The organism is Devosia sp. ZB163 (assembly GCF_028613635.1).
GTDB lineage: Bacteria > Pseudomonadota > Alphaproteobacteria > Rhizobiales > Devosiaceae > Devosia_A.
Map to the genome: position 1 here is coordinate 278,053 of NZ_JAQRMY010000001.1, position 26,777 is coordinate 304,829.

Below are 26,777 nucleotides of genomic sequence, written 5' to 3' on the forward strand. Positions count from 1 at the left end.
GCCACGCGATCTTCGGGGGGCGAGGAGGAGCGGTTCGCCGCTGCAACTACGGAGCGTTCCCCGCTGACGTCACATCGAGGGAACTATCTATGACACCATTGCTATGGGCGATCGTGGTTTGCGGTCTGCTCTCTATCGTTTACGGCGTCGTCACGACGCAAGGCCTCCTGAAGGCCGATGCGGGTTCCGCCCGGATGCAGGAGATTTCCGCCGCAGTGCGTGAAGGCGCCTCCGCCTATCTCCGCCGCCAGTACACCACCATCGGCATCGTCGGCGTGGTCATCTTCATCCTCGCCTTCTTCCTGCTTGGAGCCTACGCCGCCATCGGCTTTGCCATCGGCGCCATCCTCTCCGGCGCCGCCGGCTTCATCGGCATGAACGTCTCGGTGCGCGCCAACGTGCGCGTGGCGCAGGCGGCGACCAAGTCGCTCGCCGGCGGCCTCGACCTCGCCTTCAAGTCGGGTGCGGTCACGGGCCTCCTCGTCGCCGGCCTCGGCCTCCTCGGCGTCACGCTCTACTTCATCATCCTCACCCAGATGTTCGGGTTCGAGCCGACCAGCCGCACCGTCATCGACTCGCTCGTCGCCCTCGGCTTCGGCGCCTCGCTGATCTCGATCTTCGCCCGTCTGGGCGGCGGCATCTTCACCAAGGGTGCCGACGTCGGCGGCGACATGGTGGGCAAGGTCGAAGCCGGCATCCCCGAGGATGATCCGCGCAACCCCGCGACCATCGCCGACAACGTGGGCGACAATGTCGGCGATTGCGCCGGCATGGCCGCCGACCTGTTCGAGACCTACGTGGTGACCGCGGTCGCCACCATGGTGCTCGCGGCGATCGTCCTGCCCGATGCGTTCAAGCTCGCCGGCATGGTCCTGCCGCTGGCTATCGGCGGCGCCTGTGTCGTCACCTCGATCATCGGGACGTACTTCGTCAAGCTCGGCGCCTCCAACAACATCATGAACGCCCTCTACAAGGGCCTCATCGCCACCGGTGTCCTGTCGCTCATCGTGCTGCTCCCGACCCTCATCTGGGTGTTCGGTGGCCTCGACGTGCAACTCGGGCTCGAGGGCGGCAAGCAGTTCACGCCGTGGAACCTGTTCTGGTGCGGCGTTGCCGGCCTCGTCATCACCGGGCTGATCATCGTCATCACCGAGTACTACACCGGCACCAACAAGCGCCCGGTCAACTCGATCGCCGAAGCCTCGGTGACCGGCCACGGCACCAACGTCATCCAGGGCCTCGCGGTCTCGCTGGAATCGACCGCCCTGCCGGCGCTAGTGATCATCGTCGGCATCATCGTCACCTATAACCTTGCGGGCCTCTTCGGCATCGCCTTTGCCGTCACCACCATGCTGGCGCTGGCCGGCATGATCGTCGCGCTCGACGCGTTTGGTCCGGTCACCGACAATGCCGGCGGCATTGCCGAAATGGCCGGCCTCGACAAGGAAGTGCGCCACAACACCGACGCGCTCGACGCCGTCGGCAACACCACCAAGGCCGTCACCAAGGGCTATGCCATCGGTTCGGCCGGCCTCGGCGCCCTGGTGCTGTTCGCCGCCTATACGCAGGACCTGCAGTACTTCTCGGCCCAGGAAGGCGCCCCGGCGATCTTCCAGGGGCTCGGCAACCTGAGCTTCTCGCTCGCCGACCCTTATGTCGTCGTCGGCCTGCTCTTCGGTGGCCTGCTGCCCTTCCTCTTCGGCGGCATGTCGATGACCGCCGTCGGCCGCGCGGCGCAATCCGTCGTGGTGGAAGTCCGCCGGCAGTTCAAGGAAAAGCCCGGCATCATGCAGGGGACGGACAAGCCGGATTACGGCCGCGCCGTCGACATGCTGACCAAGGCCGCCATCCGCGAAATGATCGTCCCGAGCCTGCTTCCGGTGCTCTCGCCGATCGTCGTCTTCGCCGTGATCTACTGGATCGCCGGCAACGCCGCCGCCTTCTCGGCGCTCGGCGCCATGCTGATGGGCGTGATCGTCACCGGCCTCTTCGTCGCCATCTCCATGACCGCCGGCGGCGGCGCCTGGGATAACGCCAAGAAGAGCTTCGAGGACGGCTTCACCGACAGCCACGGCGTCAAGCACTACAAGGGCTCGGACGCCCACAAGGCCTCCGTCACCGGCGACACCGTCGGCGACCCCTACAAGGACACGGCAGGTCCCGCCGTGAACCCGATGATCAAGATCACCAACATCGTCGCGCTACTGCTGCTCGCAGTGCTGGCGCATCTCGGTGGCGGCGGGGTGTAGGCCGCTGTCAGCCGACACGGTAGCGAATGATAAAGGCCCGGGAGCGATCCCGGGCCTTTTTTTGGCTCGGCAAAGTCTGCCCCACCCCGACAGGGTATCAACACCTTGTTGACACCCTGCTTGTTGCCGTGTACGTTCAGATCACTGGATCACAGCAAGGGAGACCGCGACCATGAGTGAGACTCAAGAGACCCGTTCGTCCGCCTATGCAATCTTGGAGGCTGCCGGCTACAGCCTCACACCCATCGGCAAGGGAAACAGGGTGGTGATGAAGGTTCAGAAGGGTGGCAGCACCTTCGACGCGCTGGTCAAGACGGCGTCCCTCGGGAACGCCATGGTCAAGACCAGCAGCGGCGACCCCGACACTGCTAAGATCTCAGGTTTTGGTGGAGACACTAGCCATGTTATCTTTGCCGTCGGGGGGCGCCGGGGACGCGTGGATGCCTACCTTGTCCCTTCCATCGAAGCGGAAGAGGCGTTCCGAAAGGCGCAGCGGGACTATCTGCCGGAACATCCGAATGCAGTTAAGAACACAACGTGGGTGATATACTTCGGAAGCAACGGAGATGCCGGAGCGAACGGGTACGCGAACAAGTGGGCGAAGTATCGCATTGTGCCGGACGGAGGCCCAAGCGCTGCCGGGCAGGATGCTCCTGAACGGACTGATCCCGCTGAGCCCGGAAAGCTGACAATTGCTGAAGCCAAGAGACTGCTTGCGCTCTCGCTTGGCGTCAGACCGGAAGATGTCAAAATCTCGATCAACGCCTAGCAACCGTCCATACCTTCAGTCCCTCGGGTCTAGAGGCCGAGAGCTATCCCGGCCTCTGCTTGACGCAATCCTTGAGCCGCCTGCCGAGGTGACCTTGGCGCTGGCCGTGGGACTTGGCGATACCAGTTTGCTCCTGTAGCCATGTCTTGAGACTGCCGAGACGAGCCACATGGAGGAGCCCCACATGCCTGCATCGCCCACCACCCCCTGGCTCAGCCGCCCGTATCACCGCCAGTGGCTTCGCGATCAGGCCGAGGCGCTGTTCGCCTTCTACGGCAATCGCGCCTTCAATCCCGCCGGCGGGTTCTTCGAGCTCACCGCCACCGGCGCTCCGATCAAGCCTGATAACCCCGTACGCGGCATCCACGGCACGGCGCGCATGGTGCATTGCTTCGCCATTGCGAGCCTGCTCGGCCGCCCGGGCTCGGACCCGATCGTCGACCACGGCATGAACTACCTCTGGAACAACCACCGCGACGCCGAGCGCGGCGGCTATTTCTGGGCTGTCGATGACGATGGCGCTTCGGACAACGGCCGCAAGCAAGGTTACGGCCACGCCTTCGTGCTGCTCGCCGCCTCGAGCGCCAAGCTCGTCGGCCACCCGCTCGCCGACCGGATGATCGCCGACGTCACCGAAGTGATCGACACCCGCTTCTGGAACGCCAGGCATGGCGCCATCGACGAGGAGTTCAACGCCGACTGGTCGCCGATCAGCCCCTATCACGGCCAGAACTCCAACATGCACCTCACCGAGGCGCTGATGGCCGCCTTCGAGGCGACCGGCAATCGCGAGTACCTGAGCAAGGCCGAGCAGATCGCCGACCTCCTCATCAACCGCCTCGCCCGCGAGAACGGTTTTCGCGTGGCCGAGCATTTCGACGCCGACTGGCAGGTCGACAAGGGCTATACCGGCGACCAGATGTTCCGCCCGCCCGGCACCACTCCGGGCCACTGGCTCGAGTGGTCGCGCCTCGTGCTCCAGCTCTGGGCGCTCGGCGGCAAGCGGCACGCCTGGATGCCTGAGGCGTCTGAAGCCCTGTTCCGCCAATCCGTCACCATCGGCTGGGACGAAAAGCACGGCGGCTTCTTCTACAACCTCGATTGGTCCGACAAGCCGGACATGCGCCACAAGCTCTGGTGGCCGGTCTCCGAGGGTGTCGGCGCCGCCGCCTTCCTTCTCGCCCACCGGCCGAGCGAATTCCACGAGACCTGGTACCGCAACATCTGGGACGTGATCGCCCGCCACCACCTCGACCACGTCAACGGCGCCTGGCACGAGCAGCTGACCGAGGACATGCAGCCCGCCTACTCGCTGTTCGTCGGCAAGGGCGACATCTACCACGCCCTGCAGGCGTGCCTGATCCCGCTCTACCCGGCCGAAGGCAGCGTGACGAAGGGGATCATCGAGACGATGAAATAGCCCGGCCACTGCCCCACCTCCCCCTTGACGGGGGAGGCAAGCGAAGCTTGGCGGCTTGCCGCCTAGCGTAGCTCGGAGGGGGTGCGCCTCGAGCTCCGAGGTGCGCCTCTCCCCCCACCCCTGTCCCCTCCCCGCAAAGGGGGGAGGGTGACGTGCGCTCCAATGTCTTCGCACCGCTTGGCCCCGTGCTGGCAGGCGCTAGCCCGCAATCCCCGAAATCCGCCGTACCAGCGTCTCGCGCTCCGCCGCGAGCCCCTTGTACTCCGCCTGCTCGAACGTCAGCCCCTCGAGCTGCTGCACCAGCGCCGCCACCACCTCCCGGCCCTCAGCCTGCCGCGCCAATGCATCCACCGGCTCGAGATAGATCCGGATCGTGAACAGCACATCGCCTGTCCCGAGCTTGGTGATCGTCTGCCGCTCGAGCCGAACCACGGCCCTCTCGCCCTCTGTCCCAAATCGCGGCACCGCATGGCTCGGCTCTGGATGGAACAGAGCGCCGTCGCCGAACAGCGACCAGTTCCAGCGGATCATCGCCGCGCCGGGCTGCAAATTGTCGAACATCCGGGTGATCAGTTTCGCCGGCCGCGTCCCCGCGCCGAACCCCGGCACCGGCGCATGCACCTCGTGCATCGGCCGCCCGAACTTGTCGCCGAGCCGCCAGGCCGAGGGAAAGCAGAGCGCCGCTGCGGCAAGCCGCCAGCCCTCCTGCCCGCGCCGCATCAGCACCAGGTCCTCCTGCACCAGCAGCGCCGCCGTTTCGAGCGCCGGACGGCCGCCATCGAGGGCAACCAGTGCCCCCGTCGGCCGGATCCGGATCGCCTCGCCTTCGCGGCGGTAGGTTTCTGAGTGATCGGCGAGAAGGTGCGCCACCAGCCGCTCCAGCACCTCCTGTTGGGCGGGCTCCGTCCCCGCCTCTGCGGCGAACACCTCGGCATGATACTCAGCGAGGAGCCTCGACTTCTCGGCGAGGTAGACCCCTATTTCACCATCGACATCGACCCAACGCCTCGGATCGAGTGGTTTGATGCCGATAGAAAAGGCTTGAGCCAGCGGGTCGGCGAGGGGTGGGAGCGGCATCTCGGGCGGAGCCTCAGCCCCTCCGCATTCGCTCGCGGAACCCGCGCATCCCCACCAGTTCGACCCCGAGCTCGGCATAGGCCTGCTCCACCGCGCCCGAACGGAATATCTCGTACTCCCCCAGCCGGGTCGGCGCGTCATCCGAGATCATCGCGATGTCGCCGTGCTTGGTGAAATGGAACGCGCCCCAGTTGAGTCCGGGCTTCGCGCTCGCGAGGATGGCGCGATAGTCCGTCGCCGTCGGGGCGAGATTGCCGAAGGGAGTCGACAGCACGCCGTCGAACTCGGGGTTGCCCCGGTCCGCCGCGCGTTCTCGCGCCCGCTCCAGCGCCGCTGACGGCTCCACCCAGCTGTCTCCATGCCCCGGCAGGAAGATCGGCAACTGGTAGTCCGCCCCCAGCCGCTCATAGATTTCGACGAACTCGGGCAGCCATACCGTACCCATGTGCGCATCGAGATGCGTCACATCGATACCGGCTTCGAGCGCCCCGTCCACCTGCGCCCGCAATTCTCGTTCCACCGCCGCCGGATCGGCCAGCCGCGTGTCCGCCACCCGGCGCGGGAAGTATCCCTCGGCGTCGCACATGCCGTTGCCGACCACGCCCGTGATCGGACGCCAGCGCATGCGGTCGAACTCGGCCGTCAACGTCAGGTGCACCCCGATGTCGAGTTGGGGGTTCGCCCGTGCCAGCTCTGCCATGTGCGGAAACCATGGACAGGGCACCATCACCGAGCCGCAGGTGACGACACCCTGCTCGCACAGCTCGAGGAACGCCATGTTGGCACTCCAGCTCGCTCCCAGGTCATCGTGGTGCATCACGATCTGCCGTCCAGCGCTCATCGAATCGTCTCCCGTTCCCCGCGGGAAGCCTATCCACCCTTGACCGGCCGCGATACGCCCGCACTTGCCCGATGGCTCAACCTGCGGCACGCTTTGATGAAACGAGGAGAGATCGCATGCGTATCACCGTCATCGGCGGCTCGGGCCGCACCGGCCGGCTCATCGTCGAGCAGCTCCTCAGCAACAAGCACGCGGTCGTCGCCACCATACGCAGCACTAGGCACATGGCCGACCTCGTCAAGCTCGGCGCCGAAGTGCAGCTGGTCGATCTCGACAAGTCGGAGTTCGACGTGATCGTCAACGCGATGAAGGGCTCGGACGCGGTGATCTTCGCCGCGGGGTCGGCTGCCGGCGAGACCAGCGAACTCGACCGCAAGGGCACGCTCCGCACCGTCCGGGCCGCCGAGAAGGCCGGCGTTCCGCGCTATGTCTCGATCTCCTCGATCGGCGCCAGCACCGGGCTCTCGACCCGATCGATGGACGAAGAGATGAAGGACTACTACCGGCAGAAGCGCGCCGCCGCCAAGCACATCACCGGCTCGAGCCTCAAGTGGACCATCATCGAGCCGGGTCAGCTCACCGACGAGCCCGGTACCGGCAAGGTGACGATGACCGAAGAGGCACTCGATATCGGGCCTATCCCCCGTGCCGACGTCGCGGCGGTGACCGTCGCCGTGGTGGAAGAACCGCGGACGGCCGGCCATGTCTATCAGGTGATCGGCGGCCAGACCGCCATCGACACGGCGCTCGAGGCGCTGCTCGGCAAATGATGGAGATCGGCCCGCTCCTCGGCGGCGGACGCGTCGCCGACGCCTATGCCTATGGCGAGCATGTCCTCAAGCTCTACAAGGATCGGCATGCGCGTTCGACCGTCTTCGCCGAGGCGGCCATCCTCGCCATCGTCGCCGACCATCCACTGCCGGCTCCGGCCGTCCACGCGGCCGGCCTCTATGACGGACGCTGGGGCCTCGTCATGTCCCGCGCGCCGGGCGCGCCGCTTGCCGATGTCGTGCTGGCCGATCCCACTTCGGCGCCCGAAGCGCTCGAAGCCATGGTGGCCATGCACCTCGCCATGCATGCCCGAACCGAAGTGCGCCTCACGCCCATGAAGCGGCGGCTTCAGGGCCGCCTCGCCGTGGAACCCCGCCTCGACGCGGGCGCACGCCAGCGCCGGCTCGCCGACCTCGCCGCCCTGCCCGATGGCGACCGGCTGTGCCACGGCGATTTCCACCCGTTCAACATCATCGGCTCGCCCGGCGCCGCGATGATCGTCGATTGGCCCGATGCCACCTCCGGCCCGCCCGCCGCCGATGCCTGCCGCAGCTACCTGCTGCTCTATCCGCACGTGCCAGATTTCGCCGAGGCCTACCTCGCGCGCTACGCCGCCCTCAGCGGCATAGGCGCCGCCGATATCCTCGCCTGGCTACCCGTCCTCGCCGCCTCGCGGCTTTGCGAGAACGTGCCCGAGGAGGTCGAAGCCCTGCTGCCGCTGGCCAACGCCTAGAGCTTGAACTCGTAGTAGTGCATGTGCTCGGCCTTACCCCCGAGCTTGTTGTAGAGCCCGTTGGCCTCGACATTGTCGAGCTCGGTCCCCAGCCACGCCTCGCGGCAGCCGAGCTCCCGGCCCCAGTCGAACATCATCTCCACCATATGGGTGGCAATCCCCTGCCTCAGGTGCGTCGAGGCGGTGCCGACTTCGTCGACATAGAGCTCGTCCACCTTGTCGGGATGTCGATGGATCACGGCAGAACACTGCCCGACCACCAGCTCGCCGTCGAAGGCGAGGATCATCAGGTGCCCGGGCTCGACCAGATAGGCCGCGAGCCGCTGCGCATGGACGGGTTCATCGAACACATCGGCGGCGACGTTGAGGAAGACCAGCTCGTCACCGGGCCCCATGCGCCTGTACGCGATCGCCATCAGCCGATCTCCTCGACCAGCGGCAGCACGGCGGCGACGTCCGGCAGGCGGCGGAAACGCTGGCTGTCGGCCGGGTCGTCCGCAAGGTCGAGCGACCACACCAGCTCGGAGGGCACATGCACGCCCCAGGCGCCCGCGGCGATGGCCGGCACCACGTCGGCGCGCATCGAGTTGCCGATCATCATGGCGCGCTGCGGCCCGTCGCCGTGCCGGGTGAAGATGCGCTCGTAGATCGGGCGCGTCTTGTCCGAGACGATCTCGATCTCGTCGAAGAACGGCAGCAGCCCCGATGCAGTGAGCTTGCGCTCCTGGTCGAACAGGTCGCCGCGGGTCACGACCAGCAGCCGGTGCGTGGATTTCAGCGTCTCGAGCGTCTCCCGCACCCCCGGGAACGGATCGACCGGATGGGTGAGCATAGCCCGCCCCAGTTCGATGATCTCGCCGATCACCGCCGCCGAGATCGTGCCCTTCGTCAGCGACACCGCCGTCTCGACCATCGAGAGCGTGAAGCTCTTCACCCCGAACCCGTAGTCCCTGACATTGGCAATCTCGGTGTCGTGCAGCCGGCTACCCACCATTTCCGGCTCTCCATAGCCTGCAAGCAGTTCGACGAAGCGCGCCTTGGCGGCGACGAAGTATCTCTCGTGGTGCCAGAGCGTGTCGTCCGCATCAAAGCCGATCGTGGTGAGATAAGGCATGGCAGCTCGCTATCTGGCGCCGCGGATGCGCCGTGTCGGGGCGTGGAAACCGGGCGGCTTGTCGGCCACCCAGTCGATGAAGCGCCCGATCTCCGGATCGGCTCGCAGCGCTTCCATGCTGTTGAGGCGTCGCGCCAGCTCGCCCTCCGAGAAGCGGGCGTGGATGGCGCTGTGGCAGATCTGGTGCAGCAGCACCGTACCCAGGTGCGTGCCGCCCTTGAGGCGGGGCGTCAGGTGGTGCCGGCTCGACTTGGCGTCGGTCGGAATGGGGCGCTGGCAAAGCGGGCAAACGGGATCGTCCGCCATGGCCTTTCCTCAGGCGGTGAGCGCGTCGCGCTCCTTCTTGCTGAGCCGCTCGGTGGCGCTCTTGAGCTGACCGCAGGCCGCGAAGATGTCGCGTCCGCGCGGCGTGCGCACCGGCGAGGCATAGCCCGCGCGGTTGACGATATCGGCGAACTGCTCGATCCGCGCCGAGGTCGAACACTCGTAATTGGTGCCCGGCCACGGGTTGAACGGGATCAGGTTGATCTTGGCGGGAATGCCCGAGAGCAGCCGCACCAGCTCGCGCGCATCGGCGTCGGAGTCGTTGATGTCGCGCAGCATGACGTATTCAAACGTGATCCGCCGGGCATTCGAGAGCCCCGGATAGTTCCGGCAGGCCTCGATCAGCTCCTTGAGCGGATACTTCTTGTTGATCGGCACGAGGATGTCCCGCAGATCGTCGCGCACCGCATGCAGCGAGATTGCCAGCATGACGCCGATGTCGCGGCCGGTCGGCTCGATGAAGGGCACGACGCCCGAGGTCGAGAGCGTGATGCGGCGCTTGCTCAGCGAGATACCGGCCTCGTCGGAGGCGATCAGCAGGGCCTGCTTGACGTTCTCGTAATTGTAGAGCGGCTCGCCCATGCCCATCATCACGATATTGGTGATGGCGCGGCTGTCGCCTTCCGATCCGCCCGAGCCGCGCGGCGCGGGCACGAGGCCATCGGTCGGCCGCTCGCCGCCCGGAAAGTCGCCCAGCCGCTCGCGCGCCATGAGGACCTGGCCCAGGATCTCGCCCGCCGTCAGGTTCCGCACCAGCTTCTGCGTGCCCGTGTGGCAGAACGAACAGGTGAGCGTGCACCCGACCTGCGAGGAGACGCAGAGGGTCCCGCGGTCTTCCTCGGGGATGTAGACGGTCTCGACGTCAACCGGTGGCAGCAGCGGGTTCTTGGGGTCGCGGAAGCGGAACAGCCACTTGCGCGTCCCGTCGATCGACACCTGCTCGGTGACGATCTCGGGCCGGTCGAGCAGGAACGTGTCGCTCAGCTTCTGGCGGAATCCCTTCTGGATATTGGTCATCCGGTCAAAGTCGGTGACCCCGTTGTGGTAGATCCAGTTCCACAGCTGGCTCGAGCGCATCCGCGCCTCGCGCTCGTCGAGCCCGATCCCCATCAGCGTCTCGCGCAGTTGCGGCTTGGTCTGGCCGACAAGCGAAACCCGTCCGGCACTCGGACGGTCGGCATGGGCGTGGTAATCGAGGTCGAGGGCGATACTCATCGTGCGGGCGGCTCTCTCAGGGGCGTTCCCTTGGGGCGCAACAAGGCGCGGCCCATAACATAGGAACACCAATAGCGCAAAACACGGGTTCGCGGGTGCCGATAGTTAATCGCGGGACCGCTTGACTCCATCGGCCGTTCGTTCACCATATGTTCTCAACACGGTGAACCCGATGGACCGCGCCACCATCCTCCATGCCGATCTCGATTCCTTCTACGCCTCGGTCGAGCAGCTGCTGAACCCGGAGCTGCGCGGCAAGCCGATCGCTGTCGGCGGCGGTGTCGTGCTCGCCGCCTCATACGAGGCCAAGGCCTTCGGCGTGCATGGCGGCATGTCGGGCTGGGCGGCGAAGGAACTCTGCCCCGAACTGATCTTCACCGGCGGCCATTTCGAGGAGTACCAGCGCCTTGGCGATGCCGCGATCGCGGTGCTCCACGACTTCACTCCGCTCGTCGAGCGCATCTCGATCGACGAGGCCTTCGCCGATGTCGCCGGCTGCGAGCACCTGTTCGGCCCGCCCGCCGCCATCGCGACCACCATCCGCGCCCGCGTCCGCGCCGAACTCGGGCTGCCCATCTCGATCGGCGTCGCCCGCACCAAGCACCTCGCCAAGGTCGCCTCGCAGGTGGCCAAGCCCGATGGCCTCGCCGTCGTCGAGCCCGAACGCGAGCTCGAGTTCCTCCACCCGCTGCCCGTCTCGCTGATGTGGGGCGTGGGTCCCGTCACCGAGGGCAAGCTCGAGGACGAGGGCATCCTGACCATCGGCCAGCTTGCGGAGAAGCGCACCGAGTGGGTGCAGCGCCTGCTCGGCAATGCCGCCGGCGGGAAGCTGAGCGCGCTCGCCTGGAACCGCGACCCGCGCGCCATCGTCACCAATCAGCGCGCCCGTTCCGCCGGCGCCCAGTCGGCGCTGGGGCGCAAGCCGTTCGCAGAGCACATCTGGCGGCCGACGCTCCGCCACCTCGCAGATCGCATCGCCGGCCGGCTGCGGGCCAAGTCCTGGTTCGGCTACACCGTCACCGTGCGAGTCCGCTTCCGCGACATGAGCGCCGTCACCCGCTCGCTCACCATCGACCAGCCGCTCGCCGCGACCACCAGCCTCGCCGAGATCGCCGAGGATCTGGTGCGTGTCGTCCACGCCGATCATCCAGACCAGCGGACCATCACGCTCCTCGCCATCTCGGTCGCCCACCTCATCCGCGATCCGCTGCTGCAGCTCGAGTTGCCCCTTGGCCTCGCCGACGAGGCGCGCCGCTCGGGCAGCCAGCGGGGTCGCGCACGCCTCACGGCCGACCACGCCATGGACAAGGTGCGCGATCGCTTTGGCCGCGAGGCCATCGGCTACGGCTCGGCCATGCTCGAAACCCCGCGCGATGTGCCCGACGCCTTCCGCGGCCTCGCCGAAAAACCGCTCTGATCGACTGCCCAACTTCGGCCACGCCGCCCTGCGAGCCCTCTGCGGATTGGGGAAGTTCATGCGCAAGTTGTTGCTGGGACTGCTGTTCCTGCTTGTGGGTGCCGGCACGGCAACCTGGGCCTATGCCCCCTACCTGCCCCAGCTCATCGCCGAAGGCGTGCCGCCGCTGACCTGGCCGGCAGTCGGCCACTTTGCTCCTCTTGCAGGTGACGACAAAGCGCCCGGGCTGAGCCTCTCGCCCGAGGCTGCCACCCGTCCGCTCGTCCCCGAACTCGGGGCCGCCTTTGCCGCAACCGGCGGCAAGGCCCTGCTCGTCGCCCGCGACGGTCGGCTGGAGCTCGAGCACTACGCGCCGGGCATCTCGGACGCGACCCGCTTCAACTCCTTCTCCATGGCCAAGACCCTTGTCGGCGCCCTCGTCTACAAGGCTCTGGCCGAGGGCCGGATCTCCAGCCTCGACCAGACGCTGGGTGAGCTTCTGCCCGCCGACCGCGGGCTCGCCGGCGTAACCCTGCGCTCGCTGCTTGAGATGCGGAGCGGCATTGCCTTCGACCACGGCGAGGCCAAGGCCGACGCGATCAGCGGCGACAAGACCACCGATACCTCGGCCAACCCGTTCGGGCCGCTGGCGCGCCTGCACTTCCTCGGGCTGGGCGCGATCGAGAACGGCCTGGTGGCCGAAGTTGCCACGACGCCGGCGGAGTTCTCCTACCAGAACATCAACACCGCTCTTCTCGGCGAGGTGCTGGAGACCGTCTACGGCGAACCGCTCGCTACGCTTCTGACGACGAGGATCTGGGGCCCCTCCGGGGCAGGCAGCGCCTTTTGGCGCCAGCCGGCCGCCGATGCCTCCGTCTCTGCCTATTGCTGCATCTACGCCACCGCGCGCGACTGGATTCGCATCGGCATGTTCCTCGCCGGCAACGGGAGGCCGGAGGCGCCCTTCCTTCCAGACGCGCTCTGGCGGGCGTTCCTCGGTCTCGACATCGGCTATGCAGAGCGGCGCGACGACAACTACGGCCACCACATCCGCCAGAACGTGCTCGACCGCGCCGGCCAGCCGCTCCAGGGCCCGTTCTCCTACCTCATGGGCCAAGGTGGCCAAGTGCTGTACCTGATGCCCGACAAGGGGCTGGTCGTCTACCGCTCCGGCGAGCAGGCCCAGCTGCTGCATTCGACCCTCTACCGGGCCTGGAACAGCATCTACGCACCCTGACCGCCGCCTGGATATCACTTCAGTGATCGCTTTAGCATTGACGGGCGTCCTTCCTACGCTTAAGTCCACGCTTAACTTAATTCCGTGTCCTGGTGTCGATCTGGGTGTCGATCTGGCGCCGGCTGAACCGTCTTGTTGTCGGCGAACGGAGTTTCCAAATGCTGACACTTCTTGTCACAGGCCTCGTGCAAATAAGCCATGCACAACACGACACTGGCGCTCACATCTTAACCATGCAATACACCCGCCCCCTCATCGAAAATCATGCTCAGAAAGCAGGCCGCCCATGACCAGCGAAGCCATTGACGATATTTCGCCTGCTGTAACCGCCGCCCCGGCCGACGCCTCGACGGCGGCCCGTAACCGGCTGGTCATCGCGCTCCTGCTTGTCTCGACCTTCGTCGTCTTCCTCAACGAGACGATCATGAGCGTCGCCATCCAGCCGCTGATGACCGATCTCGGCGTCACGGCCACGGCTGCCCAGTGGCTCACCACGGCGTTCCTGCTCACCATGGCCGTGGTGATTCCGATCACCGGCTATCTGCTGCAGCGCATCAACACCCGGCCGATCTTCATGCTCGCCATGTCGATCTTCTCGGTCGGCACCCTGATCTGCGCCGTCTCGCCCGGCCTCGAACTGCTGGTCTTCGGCCGCGTCATCCAGGCGACGGGCACGGCCATCATGATGCCGCTGCTGATGACCACGGTAATGACGCTGGTGCCGCCCGAGGCCCGCGGCAAGACCATGGGCAACATCTCGATCGTCATGTCGGTGGCGCCCGCCATCGGCCCGACCATCGGCGGCTTTATCCTCACCCATTTCGACTGGCGCTGGATGTTCATCCTCGTCCTGCCGATCGCGATCGGTGCCCTCGCCCTCGGCGCGGCCAAGATGAAGAACATCTCCGAGCCGCGCTCGACCCCGCTCGACATCCTGTCGGTGATTCTGTCGGCGCTCGCCTTCGGCGGCATCGTCTATGGCCTCTCGGGCTTCGGCGAAGCGGCCGCCGGAGAACACGGCCTGTCGCCGTGGATTCCGCTCGGCATCGGCCTCGTCACCATGGTGCTCTTCGTCTTCCGCCAGCTCACCCTGCAGAAGGAAGATCGCGCGCTCCTCGACCTCAGGACCTTTGCCCACACCAACTACACGCTGTCGGTGATGATGATGGGGATCGCCATGATGGCGCTGTTCGGCGTCATTATCCTGCTGCCGCTGTTCCTGCAGAACGTCATCAAGCTCGATCCCCTGCAGATCGGCATGATGTTGCTGCCGGGCAGCCTGACCATGGGCCTCCTCGGCCCGATCGTCGGCCGGCTCTATGACAAGTGGGGCACCACGCGCCTCCTGGTCCCCGGCTCGATCCTCGTCAGCGCAGTGCTCTGGGGCCTCACCCTTGTCGACCAGAACACCTCGGTGTGGGTGATCCTTGCCGGCCACGTCACGCTCTGCATCGGGCTGGCGATCATGTTCACACCGCTCTTCACCGCCTCGCTGAGCTCGCTCCCCATGTCACTCTATTCGCATGGCAGCGCCATTCTCGGCTCGGTTCAGCAGGTGGCGGGCGCCGCGGGCGTTGCGCTGTTCATCGCCCTGATGACCATTCAGAGCACCACGCTCATGGCGAACGGTGTCGATCAGGTGGAGGCGCTTGCAGCCGGCATCCGTACCGGTTTCCTCTGCGGTGCCATCATCTCGCTGTTCGCCATCGCCGCGGCCTTCTTCGTCAAGAAGCCGCCGGCGAACCCGGAAATGGCGGGCATGGGCGGCCACTAGTAACCAACGCTTCACGTGAATCATCGGGCGCCGGAAACCCCTCCGGCGCCCGATTCTTTTCCGACCGCCTGTCGAAACAGGCCCGATCGCCGCGATAGCAGGACGCTCTATATGGTCGCCAACGAACGGGCCGGAACGGTAGATGTCACCCGCCCGACCGGGCGCATCTATTAAGCCCGGGTATCGGTTCCCCACGCTGGCTATCCGTGAGCCAGCCGCTCAAACGCACTTGGTCGCGGTGGATCGGTCAGCGCTGCCGCGATCCGCCCGGCGCACTCTTCCGGCGTCATCGCGCTGGTATCGAGCTCGAGGTCGTAGATGCCGGGCTGGTGCACCGCCTCCTGCCAGCGCGCCACCGGCTCGGGCACGCCTTCACCCGCAGCGTAAAAGCCGCCCTGCGGATTGGCATTGCGCCGCGCCATGATCACCTCGATCGGGCACCGCACGCCGACGAAGAGCACGTCGAGCCCGCTGAGTCGCTGCGCCGCGGCCTCGAGGATACCGAGCGGTCGCGAATACCAGTCATGATGGCCGACATCGACGACCACGTCGAATCCGGCTCGCGCCCGGGATGCTATGTCGTCATAGAGTTCGGAGTAGAGCCGGATCACCTCTGGCTCGAGGTCCGGGCGCTCGCCGCCCGGCCTGAGGCCGATGCCCGGCCGAAGCGCCTCCGGCAACCCGGCCGCCATGGTGTCGACGCCAAGATTCACCCAGGTCCCGGGAATGTCGGCGACGATTGCGCGGGCAATTGAACTTTTGCCCGCGCGGGGGACGCCGTTGAGGATGACGATGCGACCGTTCATGCGCCACCACTAGCCGGAAAAAAGAAAGGCGCTCAACCCTTTCGGGGAGCGCCTTTCCGTTGGGTCGGGACCTGGCTGCCGGGAGGGAACAGCGCCCGATCGACCAACCGTTGATCGCTATATGCGATCGGGTCGGTCGAGTTTCAAGGGCGCCCCGGCGATTACTTCGAGGCCTTGGCCCGCTCGATCGACTCGAGGATCACGGTACGAGCCTCGGCGACGTTGCCGATCTTCTCGATCTTGGCCCACTTGCCCGGCTCGAGGTCCTTGTAGTGGGTAAAGAAGTGCTTCACGCGCTCGAGCTGGATCGGCTGCATGTCGCCGATGTCGTGGATCGCGTCGTACATCTTGGTGAGCTTCGATACCGGCACGGCGAGGATCTTCTCGTCCGTGCCGCCATCGTCTTCCATGAACAGCACGCCGAACGGCCGGCAGCGCACGACGGCGCCCGGCACCAGCGGTCGCGAGTTCATCACGAGCACGTCAAGCGGGTCGCCGTCGCCGCATAGCGTGTGCGGAACGAAGCCGTAGTTCCCGGGGTAGCGCATCGGGGTATAGAGGAAACGGTCGACGAACAGCGCGCCCGAAGCCTTGTCGATCTCGTACTTGATCGGCTCGCCGCCCAGGGGCACCTCGATGATTACGTTGAGGTCATCCGGGGGGTTCTTGCCGATTTCGATGGCGTCGATATTCATGGAAGGTGCCTTGAGGGGAGAAGTTCGGGGCGCTTTTGGCCCATCAGGGGCCATGATTGCAAGGCATGGGTACGCGGGGAGCCCATGCAGTATCAGGGAGAATGTGCCGTGATCGATCGGATTTTCGCCAGTGCGCTTAGTGTCGCTCTTGTTCTGCCGGGAGCCGCATCGGCCCAGCAGATCGAGTCGAGCTACACCGATCTCGATCTCAACACGATGTGCACCGTAGTAGAATCCGACGATTTCGGCACCATGTGGGCGTGCGAGGGGTTGAAGGGATTCCCGGTGATGGTGACCGAGGGCGACCTCAGGATGTTCGTCTCCTACGGCCTCCACTCGACCACCGAGAAAGCCGCCGAGCAGACGCTCGGACCGTTCAACCGGCTGGGCGAGAAGATCGAGTGGCGCGTGTCCAACGCCGAGGGCCATTGGAAGCCCTTCGCCACGATCCTGCGCTTCTTCACCCAGCGTGAGGATAGCGAGAAGGCGGGCCAGGTTCTCGTGGTCACCAAGGTCGCGACCGGCGCCACCTGCCACATCGCCTATGTCGATGCCCTCGCCAATCCCGACGCCAACGAGCTCGCCCGCAAGGCCGCCGACGAAAAGGCCAAGGATTTCGACTGCGACAAGGACGAGCCCGAATATGTCGGCAAGTTCGAGGCCTGGGAGCGCTAGGCCCGCACCGGCACCTACTCGGGATGCTGCTGCCATCGCCTCTCTCCCCCTTGAGGGGAGGGATTGAGGGAGGGGGTGGTGCGGTGGTTCGCGGATGGACCCAACCGCGTCAGTACGCCCTACAGCCTGACTGCCGTCCCCGAGACCGACACCATCAGCATCGAGCCACCCTGCCCGACAACCTCGTAGTCGATGTCGACACCCACCACGGCATCGGCGCCAAGGCGCCTTGCTTCCTCGCGCAGATCTTCGAACGCGGTGTGGCGCGCCTCGCGCAACGCGCTTTCATAGGCTCCGGCCCGGCCGCCCACGATGTCGCGGATGCCGGCGAACAGATCGCGGAAGATGTTGGCGCCGACGATAACCTCGCCGGTGACGATGCCCAGGTAGTCGCGGATCGGCCGGCCCTCGAGCGTCGGCGTCGTGGAGATGACGACCATCTTTATGTCCGCGCCACCTGGGCGCGCAGCACCGTGCGGTCGCGCGACGACACCCCGATCAGTTCGGCGATGCGCCACACCATGTTGTCCTCGAGCTCGTGGTTCCGATCGTCGGCAAAGACCACCTGCCACATCATGCGGATGATCTCGATCTTCTCGGAACTGTCGAGCGAGGAGAGCGCCGAGGTGAAACGATAGAAGTCGACCGATTCCTGGTCGCGCTTGGTTGCCTCGACGATCAGCTTTTTCACTTCGGCCTCGTTGAGCCCGTAATAGTCCATGAGCGTACCCTCGAGCGCATGGCGCTCGGCCTCCGACACTTGCCCGTCGATGGCGGCAAGGTGGACCAGCAGCGCCGCGACGGCGAGCTTGGGCTCCATGCTGAGCATGGTCGCATCGGGCCGCGAGAAGATGGAACGAAGGGCGTCGAACATTGGCATCCTTTGCTTTGATCCGGGGAAAGATAAGGGCTGCTGACCCATCGTGAAAGAGGCAGCAGTTCCGGATGTCCAACACGCTTCCGCTAGTGGAAGTTGCGTCCGGAAGGCAGCGCCGCCCGCGCCTGTCGCTCGAGCATCTCACGGCGCCGCCGTTCGCCCTCGTCGCGATCGGCGGCACCGAGGTCGTGTCCCTGGGCGAGTTGCACGAGCTCCGGGGTGAAATCTGTGAAGCTGCGCGAGACGAGATGAGTGACAAGGCCTTCGCGCTGCAGCTGGCCGCGCACCGCGAGGAGCCTTGAGCCGAGGACGACGCGGCGGTTCTTGTCGAAGGTCTTGCTCCACACGATGATGTTGGCGATCCCTGTCTCGTCCTCGAGCGTCATGAAGATCACGCCGCTCGCCGTCCCCGGCTGCTGCCGCACCAGGACGAGGCCGGCAGTCTCGACGATACGGCCGTTAGGCAGGTCGATGAGGTCGGCACATTTGACCGTGCCGCGCCGGTCGAGCTCGGGCCGCAGGAACCCGAGCGGGTGCCCCTTCAGCGACAGCGACAGCGTCCGGTAGTCATGCACCACCGATTCGCCCGGCGCCATGACCGGCAGGTCGGTCGCTTTGTCGTCGGGGTGGGAAACGCGTTTGGCCTCGGCAAAGAGCGGCAACTGCTCGGCCCCGGCGACGCCGTTGAGCCCGCGCACGATCCACAGCGCCTCGCGGCGGCTGAGCCCCATCGATCCGAAGGCGTCGGCCTCGGCCAGCTTTTCGAGCGTAGCGACCGGTACGCTGGTACGCACCCAGAGGTCGCGGATCGAGGCATAGCCGGTGCCGCGCCGGGCAACGATGCGGTTGGCGTGGTCCTCCTTGAGCCCGACCACCTGCTTCAACCCAAGGCGGATGGCATTGGTCGAGAGGATATCGCCCTGCATCTCCCTATGCTGCTTGGCGATCCGCTCATGGGCTGGAGGCCCGGGCTCAAGCAGGTGCGCCAGATCGGAGAGATTTACGTCGGCCGAGCGCACCTCGACCCCGTGCTCGATAGCGTCGCGCACGATCTGCGCCGGCGAGTAGAATCCCATCGGCTGGCTGTTGAGCAGTGCGCACGCGAATACATCGGGGTAGTGGCACTTCATCCAGCACGAGGCATAGACCAGCAGCGCGAACGACGCCGCGTGGCTTTCCGGGAAGCCGTAGTCGCCAAAGCCCTCGATCTGGCGGAAGCAGCGCTCGGCGAATTCCCCAGCATAGCCCTTCCCGGTCATGCCGGAGATGAACCGCTCCTTCAGCGTGTGAATTGTTCCGTTGCGCCGGAAGGTCGCCATGGCGCGCCTGAGCCTGTCGGCCTCGCCCGGAGTGAAGCCGGCGGCGACGACCGCGATCTGCATCGCCTGCTCTTGGAACAGCGGGATGCCATAGGTGCGCTTCAGCACCTCATGCAGGTCGTGCGGCATCTCTTCGACCGGCTCGATGCCGAGCCTTCGCTTCAGGTAGGGATGCACCATGCCGCCCTGGATCGGGCCCGGGCGGACGATCGCCACCTCGATGACGAGATCGTAGAACTCCCTGGGCTTGAGCCGCGGCAGCATCGACATCTGCGCCCGGCTCTCGATCTGGAACACCCCGATCGTGTCGGCCCGGTGCGTCATTCGGTAGACCGGCGCCTTGACCTCGTCGTCCGCCTCCTCTGCCATCAGTTGGTCGAGCGTGACGTCGCGCCCGTAATGCTGGTGCAGCAACTCGAACGAGCGCCTGAGGCAGGTCAGCATGCCGAGCGCCAGGATATCGACCTTCAGGATGCCCAGAGCGTCGATATCGTCCTTGTCCCATTCGACGATGGTGCGGCTCTCCATCGCCGTCTTCGAGATCGGCACCAGGCTTTCGAGCGAATCCCGGGTGATGACGAAGCCGCCGACATGCTGGCTCAGGTGCCTCGGGAAGCTCTTCAGCACCGAGACGACGTTGAACATCTGCGTGAGCGTCGGATCGTCCGGATCGAGCCCGAGCATCTTCGTACCCTGGGCACCCGCCGCATTGCCCCAGCCCCAGTGCAGCTGGTTGAGCGCACCGATCGTGTCGTCGGAAATCCCGAACACCTTGGCGGTCTCGCGGATAGCGCTCTTCGAACGATAGGAGATCACCGTCGCGGTCAGCCCGGTGCGCTTGCCGCCGTACTTCTTGTAGACGTACTGCATCACCTCCTCGCGCCGCTCGTGCTCGAAATCGACGTCGATATCGGGCGGCTCGTCGCGCTCGGTCGAAAGAAACCGACCGAACACCAGCTGGACCTTGGTGGGATCGACCTCGGTGATTCCCAGGCAATAGCAGACCGCCGAATTGGCCGCCGAACCCCGCCCCTGGCAGAGAATTTTCAGCTCGTGTCTGGCATAGCGGACAACGTCCTCTACGGTAAGGAAGTAGGACGCGTAACCCTTATAGGCGATTAGGCAGAGTTCATTCCAAAGCACCCTCTTAATGCTGTCGGGGACGCCGCGCGGATAACGCCGCGCCGCTCCCACCCAGGTCAGTCGCTCCAGCGTCTCCTGCGCCGTCTCGCCATTACCGATGGTCTCGGTCGGATAGTTGTATCGCAACTGGTCGAGCGAGAAGCCGATCCGGTCGAGCAGTACCTGCGTTTCGGCAAGCGCCTGGGGGTGATCGGAAAAGAGCCGCGTCATCTCACCCGGCGGCTTCAGATGCCGCTCGCCATTCTGTTCGAGCCGGCGGCCGGCCGTTTCCAGCGTCAGGTGCTCGCGGATGCAGGTCACCACGTCCTGCACGATCTTGCGGCTGGGCTCGTGGTAGAGCACGTCGTTCGCCGCCAGCAGCGGCACGCCGTTTCGCGATGCGATGTCGGCCAACCGGTTGAGCCGCCCGCGGTCGCTGCCCTTGAAGCTACAGGCTGCCGCAAGCCACACATTGCCCGGCGCCATCGTCGCCAGCGTTTCCAGCACCCGCTCCGATCCTGCCCAATCCGTCTCGTCGGCACTGAGGATCAGCAACTGGCCCTCGGCAAAATCGGCCAGGTCGGCAAAGTGCAGGATGCACTTTCCCTTCTCGCTCTCTGCCCTGAGGTTGCCGCGGCTCAGCATGCGGCAAAGCCGTCCATAGGCCTCGCGATCGGAGGGATAGGCGATGATCTCGGGCGTGATGTCGTCGAACACCAGCCGCACCCCGACCACGTAACGGAAGTCCGGCGCCTTCTCCCTGAGATCGCGCCAGGCGACATAGCCGCGGACGACGCCGGCAAAGCTGTTGCGGTCGGCAATGCCGATACCGTTCATCCCCAGCGCGATGGCGGCCGAAACCAGCTCCTCCGGGTGCGAGCCCGATCGCAAGAAGGAAAAGTTGCTCGTCGCCGTCAGCTCGGCATAGGCGCTCATGCGAAGAACCCGTGCATGAACCAGCGCGGCGCTTCTGTCGTACCGAACAGCCCGAGCCGGAACACCCAGAAGCGCCGCCCGCCATCGTCCTCGATGACGTAGTAGTCGCGCGTCACTTGCATGGGGTCGAAGGCCGTGAGCTTCGAAACATGCTCGGGCTTCTTGGGCAGCTGTTTGGCTTTCTTGTCCGCCTTCTCATCGTCCCGCGGGTCGCCGCGCTTCTGCGGCGGCAGGATGGTCGCGAGGTTCTGCCCGCTCCGCCACCACTCGGCATCGATCCGCTCCGGGCCCGAGGCCTTGGCAACGCGGTAGCCGATGCGCCGCCAGGTCATCCGCATGGGCGGCCCGTCCGGCACCTCGGCGATGACTTCGATCGCCTCCGGGTTGGGCAGCAGCCGCAGCGGCCGCACCAATGTCTGGTCCGGCGCCGCTTCAGGATCGTCCTCCGTACGCGCCACTACCGGCTCGAGCTTGATGGCCCGCTCGGGGATGTGGGTGTTGACGAACTTGCTGCGCATCAGCGCCGCCGCCCCCAGCCGGTTACTCATTCGGTCGTAGAGCCGGTCGAGGTCCCGCGCACCATCGTCGGTCTCGAACGCGCCGATCTGCGTACTCGCCATCGGCGACAGCGAACTGGCCGCCAGCCGGATCATGTCGATACCGAAGCCGGCATCGTACTCGCCCACCAGCCGCTCCGAGCGATGCACGAACAGCTGCGCGATGTGCGCCGGGTCGCGCGTCGCCCGCGCCGCGTTGATCGACAGCGTGATGACCTTGTGGTCGACCCGATAGAGGAAGAGGTGAAAGCTCTGCGCCCCTATCTGCTCGGCCTCGAGCCGGAGAGCAAGGCGCACCGCCAGGTCGCGCGCCATCATCAGCACGTCATCGAGATAACCGATCGGTTCGGCAAGGCGTTGCTCGGCAAAATGCTCGGCGAGCGGGATGCGCGGCGTGATCTTTTCCTCGATCTCGCCCAGCGCCTGGTCGAGCCGGAGTAGCAGCGACAGTCCGAACCGCGCCTGCAGCGCCTTTCGTGGCCGTCCATAGAGCTGGCCGATGCGCTTCAGTCCCATCTGGTTGAGCCCGGCCACCTGCTCATCGCTGAGCCGCAGCGCCACCACCGGCAGGTCGGCGAGGGCATCACGCTGCTTGTCCGGAGCAATGATCCCCGGCTGGAAGTGGCTCAGCGCCCATGCCGCCCCCACCGTATCGGCGATCGCACCGGAAACGGTAAAACCCAGCCGGGAGAGGCGCCCGACCAAGTGTTCCAGCATCTTTTCCTCACCGCCGAACAGGTGCGCCACCCCGGTGATATCGAGCACCAGGTCGCCATAGGCGGCGACGTCGGTGAGCACCGAGACGATCGGGCTCGCATTGGAGTGCCAGTCGGCGAAATCGGCGAAGACGTGTTCGAATGCGTTGCGGTCGGCTTCGCGCACCTCGAGATCTGGCACCAGCGCACGTGCGTCGGAGAGGTTCTGGCCTGGCGCGAGCCCGGCCTTGCTCGCTGCGGCGTCGACCGCCATGAGCTTCATCGCGCCCTTCTGCCTCTCCCACAGCGCCAGCGGACGCCTTGAGGCAGCGAGGGCGGGATCAGCCCGCTTGAGCGTATCGGTCGCCCAGCGCGGCAACGACAGGACGAGGTGCCGGCGCGGCGTAGCTTTGGCCAGTCCGGCTTCCGTCTTCAGCAGGAACGAACCCATTTTCAGTCCAGTCCAAAGTAAGGCGCATAGTTTCGGCCCGCGCGGTTTTCCCGGCGAGCCGCCGCTTTTCGATCTCGACGAGATAGCGCGGCGGCCCGGGGGCCTGCGGGTCGAACGGCTGGCCGGCGCTCAATTCCGGCTCAATCCGCCAGCGGAGTTTTGCAGCGCTCGCCTCGCGCTCCCGCCCATAGCGGATGAGGAACACCGAGCTGCCGCCGGCCGAGCTTCTCAGCGACAGCCGCCGCGACGCGGTGAAATCGAGCGCCTTGGGATGTCCATGGATGTCGGCGATCACCCCGGCCACCGCCCGGCAGGCAACCGCCTCCTCCATGGCCCAGAGCAGTTCGGTGAGCGAATTGGTGCGGGCGAGGATCAGCTTGTCCGGATCGATGCCGAAACGCTGCAACCCCAGCGCATAGGGCACGCCCATCTCCTGGGCCTGTTCGGCCAGTTGCAGGTAGAGAATGGCCTGCCGCCCGCCGCCGATCAGCCCACGGGCAAGTCCGAGAGCAAACCCCAGTCCCGCCGTGCCGTTGCGCTGCTCGTCGACGAACACCTCGTGCAGCACGCCGGGTGGAATGGCGAGCAGTTCCTCTACCCGCGGACGCGTATCATTGGCAGCCACCGGTCGGCCTGGCCGCTGCGCGGCAACAGCCGCTCCTTCGGCCAGAACAGGCCGCTTTTCCAGCGCGGCGATCTTGCGCCGCAAGGCATCGAGATCTGCAATGGCGAGGCCCCGCATATCAAGCCTCCTATCTGCTCACGAGAACAAATAGGGAACACTATTAAACGGGAGAGAGTCAAGCAGAAGAGTCCGGCCAAACAAAAAGGCCGCCCCAGCGGAGCGGCCCTTTGGAACTTCACGACAGACCGGCCTCAGCCGTCCATCTTGGCGCCCGACACCACCGCGTGCAGGTCGATCAGGCCGACCATGCGGCTGTCATGGGTCACGATGCCGTTGAGCAGCTCGGTGTCGATCGAGTTGCCCTCGGGTACATGGTGGATGTCTTCCTTGGCCACGGTGAGAATGTCGCTCACCGCGTCGACGAGTATGCCGACCCACTTCTCGCCCACCGACATGACGACCACGACGTGATTCTTGGTCGGCGAGGTCTGGCCTTCGCCGAAGCGGGCGCGCAGGTCGAAGATCGGCACGATCGTGCCGCGCAGGTTGATCACCCCGCGCACGAACTCGCGGGTATTGGGAAGCGGCGTCGCGCCGTTCCAGGCCCGGATCTCGCGCACCGTGGTGATCTCGACGCCGTAGGTCTGCTCGCCGATCGAGAAGGCGATCAGCTGCAGGCTGTTGGCGGTCTGGGCCGCGGAGCCGCCCGAAATGTCGTCCTTGAATGCCAGGGCTTCCATGGTCTTGTGCCTTTCCTGCCGGCCTCCTGGCCGGCTTCAGTTTCCCGGCGCGGGCCTAGGCCGCGCTCTTGTGATGCGATGTCTGCGATGATTTGAGGCCCTGCACGTCGACGATCAGCGCCACGTTGCCGTCGCCCAGGATCGTGCCGCCGGCGATGCCCTCGATCGACTGGAAGTTCTCCTCCAGCGATTTGATCACCACCTGCTGCTGGCCGATGATGTCGTCGACGATCAGCGCCACCTTCACCCCACCCTCGGCCTCGCAGAGAACGACGAACCGGTTGTCGCGCTCCACATCGGTCGTCATGGCGAAGCGCGAGGCGAGGTCGACGACCTGCACATACTCGCCGCGCACCTGCAGCACCTGCCCGCCGGTGGGCATGCGCGAGAACTTGGCACGGGCGCACTGGATCGTCTCGACGATCGAGCTCAGCGGAATGACGTAGGGGCTGCCGGCAACCTTCACCAGCATCACGTCGAGCACGGCGAGCGTCAGCGGTAGCCGCAGCGTCATCCGCGTGCCCTTGCCCGGCCAGCTCTTCACATGCACCGAGCCGCCGATCTTCTTGATGTTGGACAGGACCACGTCCATGCCCACGCCGCGGCCGGAAATGTCGCTGATCGCCTCGGCCGTCGAGAAGCCGGGAGCAAAGATCAGCTGGTCGATCTGGTCGTCGCTCAGCGTCTGTTCGGGGCCGACAACACCACGGTCACGCGCCACCTGCAGCACGCGCTCGCGGTTGATGCCGCCGCCATCGTCCTCGACCGCGATCAGGATGTTGCCGCCCGCCTGCTCGGCCGAGAGGCGGATTGCTCCGCCCTCGGTCTTGCCTGCGGCGAGCCGCTTTTCCGGGCTCTCGATGCCGTGGTCGGCCGAGTTGCGGATCATATGGGTCAGGGGGTCGGAAAGCTGCTCGATGATCGTCTTGTCGATCTCGGTATTCTCGCCGATCGTCTCGAGCCGGATCTTCTTGCCGGTCTTGGTCGCCAGCTCGCGCACGAGGCGCGGCATGCGAGAGAACACCGTCTTCACCGGTTGGGCGCGGATCGACATCACCGAGTCCTGCAGGCCCCGGGTGGTCTGCGCCAGCACTTCGAGACCGCGCACCAGTTCCTGGTAGCGGGCGCGTAGCGTCTCATCCATCTGCTGGGTGAGCATCGACTGGGTGATCACCAGCTCGCCCACCATGTTGACCACGCGGTCGATCTTGTCGAGGTCGACGCGGATCGACTGCACGCCGTTGCGGCGGTCCTCGACGCCCGAGCGCCGGTCGTTCTCGCCCTCGAACTCATGATGCTCGGCCGCGGCCTGCTTGAGCGGGGTCGGCATCACCGGCGGGGCAGCCTTGAGCACCGGCTTCATGCTGTCGGCAAGCTCGGCAAAGCTCAGCACCGGCGCCAGCTCAAGTTCTTCTTCCGCGATCGCGGGTTCGGCCGCGAATTCGGCAAAGCTCGGCATGGCCTCGATCTCGGCGTCCAGCGCCTCTTCTTCCACCACCGGGGCGGCGCCGCGCACGATCTCGAGATCGCAATTGCCCTCGACGAACTCGAACACCTCGGCGATCGCCGCTTCCGACGCCGTCTCGGAGCGGAGCGTGATCTCCCAGCTGCAATAGACCCCGAACGGCTCGAAATCGTTGAGCGGCGGAACCTCGTCGATGATGGCCCGGACGTTCGTCTCGCCCAGTGTCGCCAGCTCGCGGAAGAGCAGCAGCGGGTCATTCGCCCGCGCGTAGAGCTCGGAATGGGGCGTGAAGCGGATGGTCCAGGCGCCCATCTCGGGCAGGAGCGGTGGCGCCTCGAAGGCGTCGTCGATAATCGCGATGTCGAGCGGCTCGGCGAATTCGGACGGATCGTCCTCGGCGCCGGCGATGTTCACCATCACCGGCACGAAGTCGATGTCGAACTCCTCCAGCGGCTCGCCGGCCATGTCGGGATCACCCGAGGTCAGCGCGTCGAACTGCTGCTTCTCGTGGTCGCCATAGCCCGCTTCGAGCGCCGTGCCATCCTTGGCGGCCGCGACAAAGTCGGCGACGATGTCGTTGGCGCGGATGCAGAGCACGGCCACGGAGTCCGAAAGCTCCACCCGCCCGTCGCGGACGTGGTCGAGCAGCGTCTCATAGGCATGGGCGAACGCAACCAGCGCCTGGAAGCCGAAAGCGCCGCCACCGCCCTTGATCGAGTGGATGGCGCGGAACACCGCGTTCAGCCGGTCGCTCGAGCGATCGCCCTCCTCGATGGCCGCGAACTGCTCCTCCAGTTCGAGCAGCAACTCGGAGCATTCGTCGAAATAGGTCGCCTTGAAGTCGTCGAGGTCGCTCATGAGGTAGTCACGAACCCTTCTGGGTTGGTCCTGAAG

Annotated in this window: 24 protein-coding genes; 9 read left to right on the forward strand and 15 right to left on the reverse strand. The window is 65.9% G+C overall.

What is annotated here, in order from left to right:
- Window positions 1-89 precede the first annotated feature (89 nt).
- The 3 genes from PRN20_RS01395 (at window position 90) to PRN20_RS01405 (ending at window position 4,438) form a co-directional block, all read left to right on the forward strand.
- Complete coding sequence (locus tag PRN20_RS01395) at window positions 90-2,249, forward strand: sodium-translocating pyrophosphatase (protein WP_273955174.1); 2,160 nt, start codon at window positions 90-92, stop codon at window positions 2,247-2,249.
- Between the two features lie 172 nt (window positions 2,250-2,421).
- Window positions 2,422-3,018, forward strand: a complete 597-nt coding sequence (locus PRN20_RS01400) for a hypothetical protein (protein ID WP_273955175.1) — start codon at window positions 2,422-2,424, stop codon at window positions 3,016-3,018.
- Between the two features lie 184 nt (window positions 3,019-3,202).
- Window positions 3,203-4,438 carry an AGE family epimerase/isomerase gene (locus PRN20_RS01405; protein ID WP_273955176.1) on the forward strand — a complete coding sequence of 412 codons (1,236 nt, stop codon included), beginning with the start codon at window positions 3,203-3,205 and terminating at the stop codon, window positions 4,436-4,438.
- Window positions 4,439-4,636: 198 nt separating this feature from the next.
- Here the strand turns inward: PRN20_RS01405 and PRN20_RS01410 are convergent, their stop codons facing one another.
- Together PRN20_RS01410 and PRN20_RS01415 are read right to left on the reverse strand one after the other, a co-directional pair.
- Window positions 4,637-5,515: a heme-dependent oxidative N-demethylase family protein gene (locus tag PRN20_RS01410; RefSeq protein ID WP_273955178.1), complete on the reverse strand. Its 879-nt coding sequence runs from the start codon at window positions 5,513-5,515 to the stop codon at window positions 4,637-4,639.
- Between the two features lie 13 nt (window positions 5,516-5,528).
- The gene (locus PRN20_RS01415) at window positions 5,529-6,356 is read right to left on the reverse strand and encodes a polysaccharide deacetylase family protein (RefSeq protein WP_273955179.1); all 828 of its coding nucleotides are present in this window, start codon (window positions 6,354-6,356) and stop codon (window positions 5,529-5,531) included.
- A 116-nt stretch (window positions 6,357-6,472) separates the two neighbouring features.
- On the opposite strand from PRN20_RS01415, the gene PRN20_RS01420 reads away from it, so the two are divergent.
- Together PRN20_RS01420 and PRN20_RS01425 are read left to right on the forward strand one after the other, a co-directional pair.
- Window positions 6,473-7,126, forward strand: a complete 654-nt coding sequence (locus PRN20_RS01420) for an NAD(P)-binding oxidoreductase (protein WP_273955181.1) — start codon at window positions 6,473-6,475, stop codon at window positions 7,124-7,126.
- Window positions 7,123-7,860, forward strand: coding sequence for a phosphotransferase family protein (locus PRN20_RS01425; protein ID WP_273955183.1), 738 nt, complete (start codon window positions 7,123-7,125; stop codon window positions 7,858-7,860). Before PRN20_RS01420 ends, PRN20_RS01425 begins: the two co-directional genes overlap by 4 nt.
- On the opposite strand, the gene PRN20_RS01430 is transcribed toward PRN20_RS01425, so the two are convergent.
- The 4 genes from PRN20_RS01430 to rlmN are packed head-to-tail and all read right to left on the reverse strand — an operon-like array spanning window position 7,857 to window position 10,513.
- Window positions 7,857-8,276 (reverse strand): GNAT family N-acetyltransferase, encoded by a 420-nt coding sequence (locus tag PRN20_RS01430; RefSeq protein WP_273955185.1) that lies wholly within the window; start codon window positions 8,274-8,276, stop codon window positions 7,857-7,859. The two genes, PRN20_RS01425 and PRN20_RS01430, sit on opposite strands and share 4 nt — an antisense overlap.
- Window positions 8,276-8,974: an HAD family hydrolase gene (locus PRN20_RS01435; protein ID WP_273955186.1), complete on the reverse strand. Its 699-nt coding sequence runs from the start codon at window positions 8,972-8,974 to the stop codon at window positions 8,276-8,278. The genes PRN20_RS01430 and PRN20_RS01435 overlap by 1 nt, the downstream gene beginning before the upstream one ends.
- 9 nt (window positions 8,975-8,983) lie before the next feature.
- The gene (locus PRN20_RS01440; RefSeq protein ID WP_273955188.1) at window positions 8,984-9,280 is read right to left on the reverse strand and encodes a restriction endonuclease; all 297 of its coding nucleotides are present in this window, start codon (window positions 9,278-9,280) and stop codon (window positions 8,984-8,986) included.
- A gap of 9 nt (window positions 9,281-9,289) precedes the next feature.
- A complete protein-coding gene (rlmN, locus tag PRN20_RS01445; RefSeq protein ID WP_273955190.1) occupies window positions 9,290-10,513 on the reverse strand; it encodes a 23S rRNA (adenine(2503)-C(2))-methyltransferase RlmN in 1,224 nt (407 codons plus the stop codon).
- Window positions 10,514-10,685: 172 nt separating this feature from the next.
- On the opposite strand from rlmN, the gene dinB reads away from it, so the two are divergent.
- The 3 genes from dinB to PRN20_RS01460 all read left to right on the forward strand — a co-directional run bounded on the left by dinB (window position 10,686) and on the right by PRN20_RS01460 (window position 14,920).
- Window positions 10,686-11,930 carry a DNA polymerase IV gene (dinB, locus tag PRN20_RS01450; protein WP_273955192.1) on the forward strand — a complete coding sequence of 415 codons (1,245 nt, stop codon included), beginning with the start codon at window positions 10,686-10,688 and terminating at the stop codon, window positions 11,928-11,930.
- Between the two features lie 58 nt (window positions 11,931-11,988).
- Entirely contained in the window at window positions 11,989-13,146 is a 1,158-nt protein-coding gene (locus PRN20_RS01455) for a serine hydrolase domain-containing protein (protein ID WP_273955193.1), read from the forward strand.
- 286 nt (window positions 13,147-13,432) lie between these two features.
- The gene (locus tag PRN20_RS01460) at window positions 13,433-14,920 is read left to right on the forward strand and encodes an MDR family MFS transporter (protein ID WP_273955194.1); all 1,488 of its coding nucleotides are present in this window, start codon (window positions 13,433-13,435) and stop codon (window positions 14,918-14,920) included.
- 200 nt (window positions 14,921-15,120) lie between these two features.
- Here the strand turns inward: PRN20_RS01460 and PRN20_RS01465 are convergent, their stop codons facing one another.
- Both PRN20_RS01465 and ppa read right to left on the reverse strand, forming a co-directional pair.
- Window positions 15,121-15,726, reverse strand: a complete 606-nt coding sequence (locus tag PRN20_RS01465; RefSeq protein WP_273955196.1) for a chloramphenicol phosphotransferase CPT family protein — start codon at window positions 15,724-15,726, stop codon at window positions 15,121-15,123.
- Window positions 15,727-15,887: 161 nt separating this feature from the next.
- Window positions 15,888-16,421, reverse strand: coding sequence for an inorganic diphosphatase (gene ppa / locus PRN20_RS01470; protein WP_273955197.1), 534 nt, complete (start codon window positions 16,419-16,421; stop codon window positions 15,888-15,890).
- Window positions 16,422-16,529: 108 nt separating this feature from the next.
- Here ppa and PRN20_RS01475 point away from each other — a divergent pair, with 108 nt between their 5' ends.
- Window positions 16,530-17,096 carry a hypothetical protein gene (locus tag PRN20_RS01475; RefSeq protein ID WP_273955199.1) on the forward strand — a complete coding sequence of 189 codons (567 nt, stop codon included), beginning with the start codon at window positions 16,530-16,532 and terminating at the stop codon, window positions 17,094-17,096.
- A 119-nt stretch (window positions 17,097-17,215) separates the two neighbouring features.
- On the opposite strand, the gene PRN20_RS01480 is transcribed toward PRN20_RS01475, so the two are convergent.
- From PRN20_RS01480 to PRN20_RS01510, 7 genes are all read right to left on the reverse strand, one after another.
- Entirely contained in the window at window positions 17,216-17,536 is a 321-nt protein-coding gene (locus tag PRN20_RS01480) for a heavy metal-binding domain-containing protein (RefSeq protein ID WP_273955200.1), read from the reverse strand.
- 2 nt (window positions 17,537-17,538) lie between these two features.
- On the reverse strand, window positions 17,539-17,970 hold the full coding sequence (locus PRN20_RS01485; RefSeq protein ID WP_273955202.1) for a tellurite resistance TerB family protein: 432 nt from the start codon (window positions 17,968-17,970) through the stop codon (window positions 17,539-17,541).
- Between the two features lie 89 nt (window positions 17,971-18,059).
- Entirely contained in the window at window positions 18,060-21,350 is a 3,291-nt protein-coding gene (locus PRN20_RS01490; RefSeq protein WP_273955203.1) for an error-prone DNA polymerase, read from the reverse strand.
- Window positions 21,347-23,053 carry a Y-family DNA polymerase gene (locus PRN20_RS01495; protein WP_273955205.1) on the reverse strand — a complete coding sequence of 569 codons (1,707 nt, stop codon included), beginning with the start codon at window positions 23,051-23,053 and terminating at the stop codon, window positions 21,347-21,349. Before PRN20_RS01495 ends, PRN20_RS01490 begins: the two co-directional genes overlap by 4 nt.
- Complete coding sequence (locus PRN20_RS01500) at window positions 22,944-23,795, reverse strand: ImuA family protein (RefSeq protein WP_273955206.1); 852 nt, start codon at window positions 23,793-23,795, stop codon at window positions 22,944-22,946. Before PRN20_RS01500 ends, PRN20_RS01495 begins: the two co-directional genes overlap by 110 nt.
- 134 nt (window positions 23,796-23,929) lie before the next feature.
- Window positions 23,930-24,418, reverse strand: a complete 489-nt coding sequence (locus PRN20_RS01505) for a chemotaxis protein CheW (protein WP_273955208.1) — start codon at window positions 24,416-24,418, stop codon at window positions 23,930-23,932.
- A 55-nt stretch (window positions 24,419-24,473) separates the two neighbouring features.
- Window positions 24,474-26,741 carry a chemotaxis protein CheW gene (locus PRN20_RS01510; protein ID WP_273955209.1) on the reverse strand — a complete coding sequence of 756 codons (2,268 nt, stop codon included), beginning with the start codon at window positions 26,739-26,741 and terminating at the stop codon, window positions 24,474-24,476.
- Window positions 26,742-26,777: the final 36 nt, after the last annotated feature.

What these genes read in the sequence shown, in the direction of transcription:
- PRN20_RS01395 (WP_273955174.1), top strand. Translation starts at nt 90, where the DNA reads ATGACACCATTGCTATGGGCGATCGTGGTTTGCGGTCTGCTCTCTATC.
- PRN20_RS01400 (WP_273955175.1), top strand. Translation starts at nt 2,422, where the DNA reads ATGAGTGAGACTCAAGAGACCCGTTCGTCCGCCTATGCAATCTTGGAG.
- PRN20_RS01405 (WP_273955176.1), top strand. Translation starts at nt 3,203, where the DNA reads ATGCCTGCATCGCCCACCACCCCCTGGCTCAGCCGCCCGTATCACCGC.
- PRN20_RS01410 (WP_273955178.1), bottom strand. Translation starts at nt 5,515, where the DNA reads ATGCCGCTCCCACCCCTCGCCGACCCGCTGGCTCAAGCCTTTTCTATC.
- PRN20_RS01415 (WP_273955179.1), bottom strand. Translation starts at nt 6,356, where the DNA reads ATGAGCGCTGGACGGCAGATCGTGATGCACCACGATGACCTGGGAGCG.
- PRN20_RS01420 (WP_273955181.1), top strand. Translation starts at nt 6,473, where the DNA reads ATGCGTATCACCGTCATCGGCGGCTCGGGCCGCACCGGCCGGCTCATC.
- PRN20_RS01425 (WP_273955183.1), top strand. Translation starts at nt 7,123, where the DNA reads ATGATGGAGATCGGCCCGCTCCTCGGCGGCGGACGCGTCGCCGACGCC.
- PRN20_RS01430 (WP_273955185.1), bottom strand. Translation starts at nt 8,276, where the DNA reads ATGGCGATCGCGTACAGGCGCATGGGGCCCGGTGACGAGCTGGTCTTC.
- PRN20_RS01435 (WP_273955186.1), bottom strand. Translation starts at nt 8,974, where the DNA reads ATGCCTTATCTCACCACGATCGGCTTTGATGCGGACGACACGCTCTGG.
- PRN20_RS01440 (WP_273955188.1), bottom strand. Translation starts at nt 9,280, where the DNA reads ATGGCGGACGATCCCGTTTGCCCGCTTTGCCAGCGCCCCATTCCGACC.
- rlmN (WP_273955190.1), bottom strand. Translation starts at nt 10,513, where the DNA reads ATGAGTATCGCCCTCGACCTCGATTACCACGCCCATGCCGACCGTCCG.
- dinB (WP_273955192.1), top strand. Translation starts at nt 10,686, where the DNA reads ATGGACCGCGCCACCATCCTCCATGCCGATCTCGATTCCTTCTACGCC.
- PRN20_RS01455 (WP_273955193.1), top strand. Translation starts at nt 11,989, where the DNA reads ATGCGCAAGTTGTTGCTGGGACTGCTGTTCCTGCTTGTGGGTGCCGGC.
- PRN20_RS01460 (WP_273955194.1), top strand. Translation starts at nt 13,433, where the DNA reads ATGACCAGCGAAGCCATTGACGATATTTCGCCTGCTGTAACCGCCGCC.
- PRN20_RS01465 (WP_273955196.1), bottom strand. Translation starts at nt 15,726, where the DNA reads ATGAACGGTCGCATCGTCATCCTCAACGGCGTCCCCCGCGCGGGCAAA.
- ppa (WP_273955197.1), bottom strand. Translation starts at nt 16,421, where the DNA reads ATGAATATCGACGCCATCGAAATCGGCAAGAACCCCCCGGATGACCTC.
- PRN20_RS01480 (WP_273955200.1), bottom strand. Translation starts at nt 17,536, where the DNA reads ATGGTCGTCATCTCCACGACGCCGACGCTCGAGGGCCGGCCGATCCGC.
- PRN20_RS01485 (WP_273955202.1), bottom strand. Translation starts at nt 17,970, where the DNA reads ATGTTCGACGCCCTTCGTTCCATCTTCTCGCGGCCCGATGCGACCATG.
- PRN20_RS01490 (WP_273955203.1), bottom strand. Translation starts at nt 21,350, where the DNA reads ATGAGCGCCTATGCCGAGCTGACGGCGACGAGCAACTTTTCCTTCTTG.
- PRN20_RS01495 (WP_273955205.1), bottom strand. Translation starts at nt 23,053, where the DNA reads ATGGGTTCGTTCCTGCTGAAGACGGAAGCCGGACTGGCCAAAGCTACG.
- PRN20_RS01500 (WP_273955206.1), bottom strand. Translation starts at nt 23,795, where the DNA reads ATGCGGGGCCTCGCCATTGCAGATCTCGATGCCTTGCGGCGCAAGATC.
- PRN20_RS01505 (WP_273955208.1), bottom strand. Translation starts at nt 24,418, where the DNA reads ATGGAAGCCCTGGCATTCAAGGACGACATTTCGGGCGGCTCCGCGGCC.
- PRN20_RS01510 (WP_273955209.1), bottom strand. Translation starts at nt 26,741, where the DNA reads ATGAGCGACCTCGACGACTTCAAGGCGACCTATTTCGACGAATGCTCC.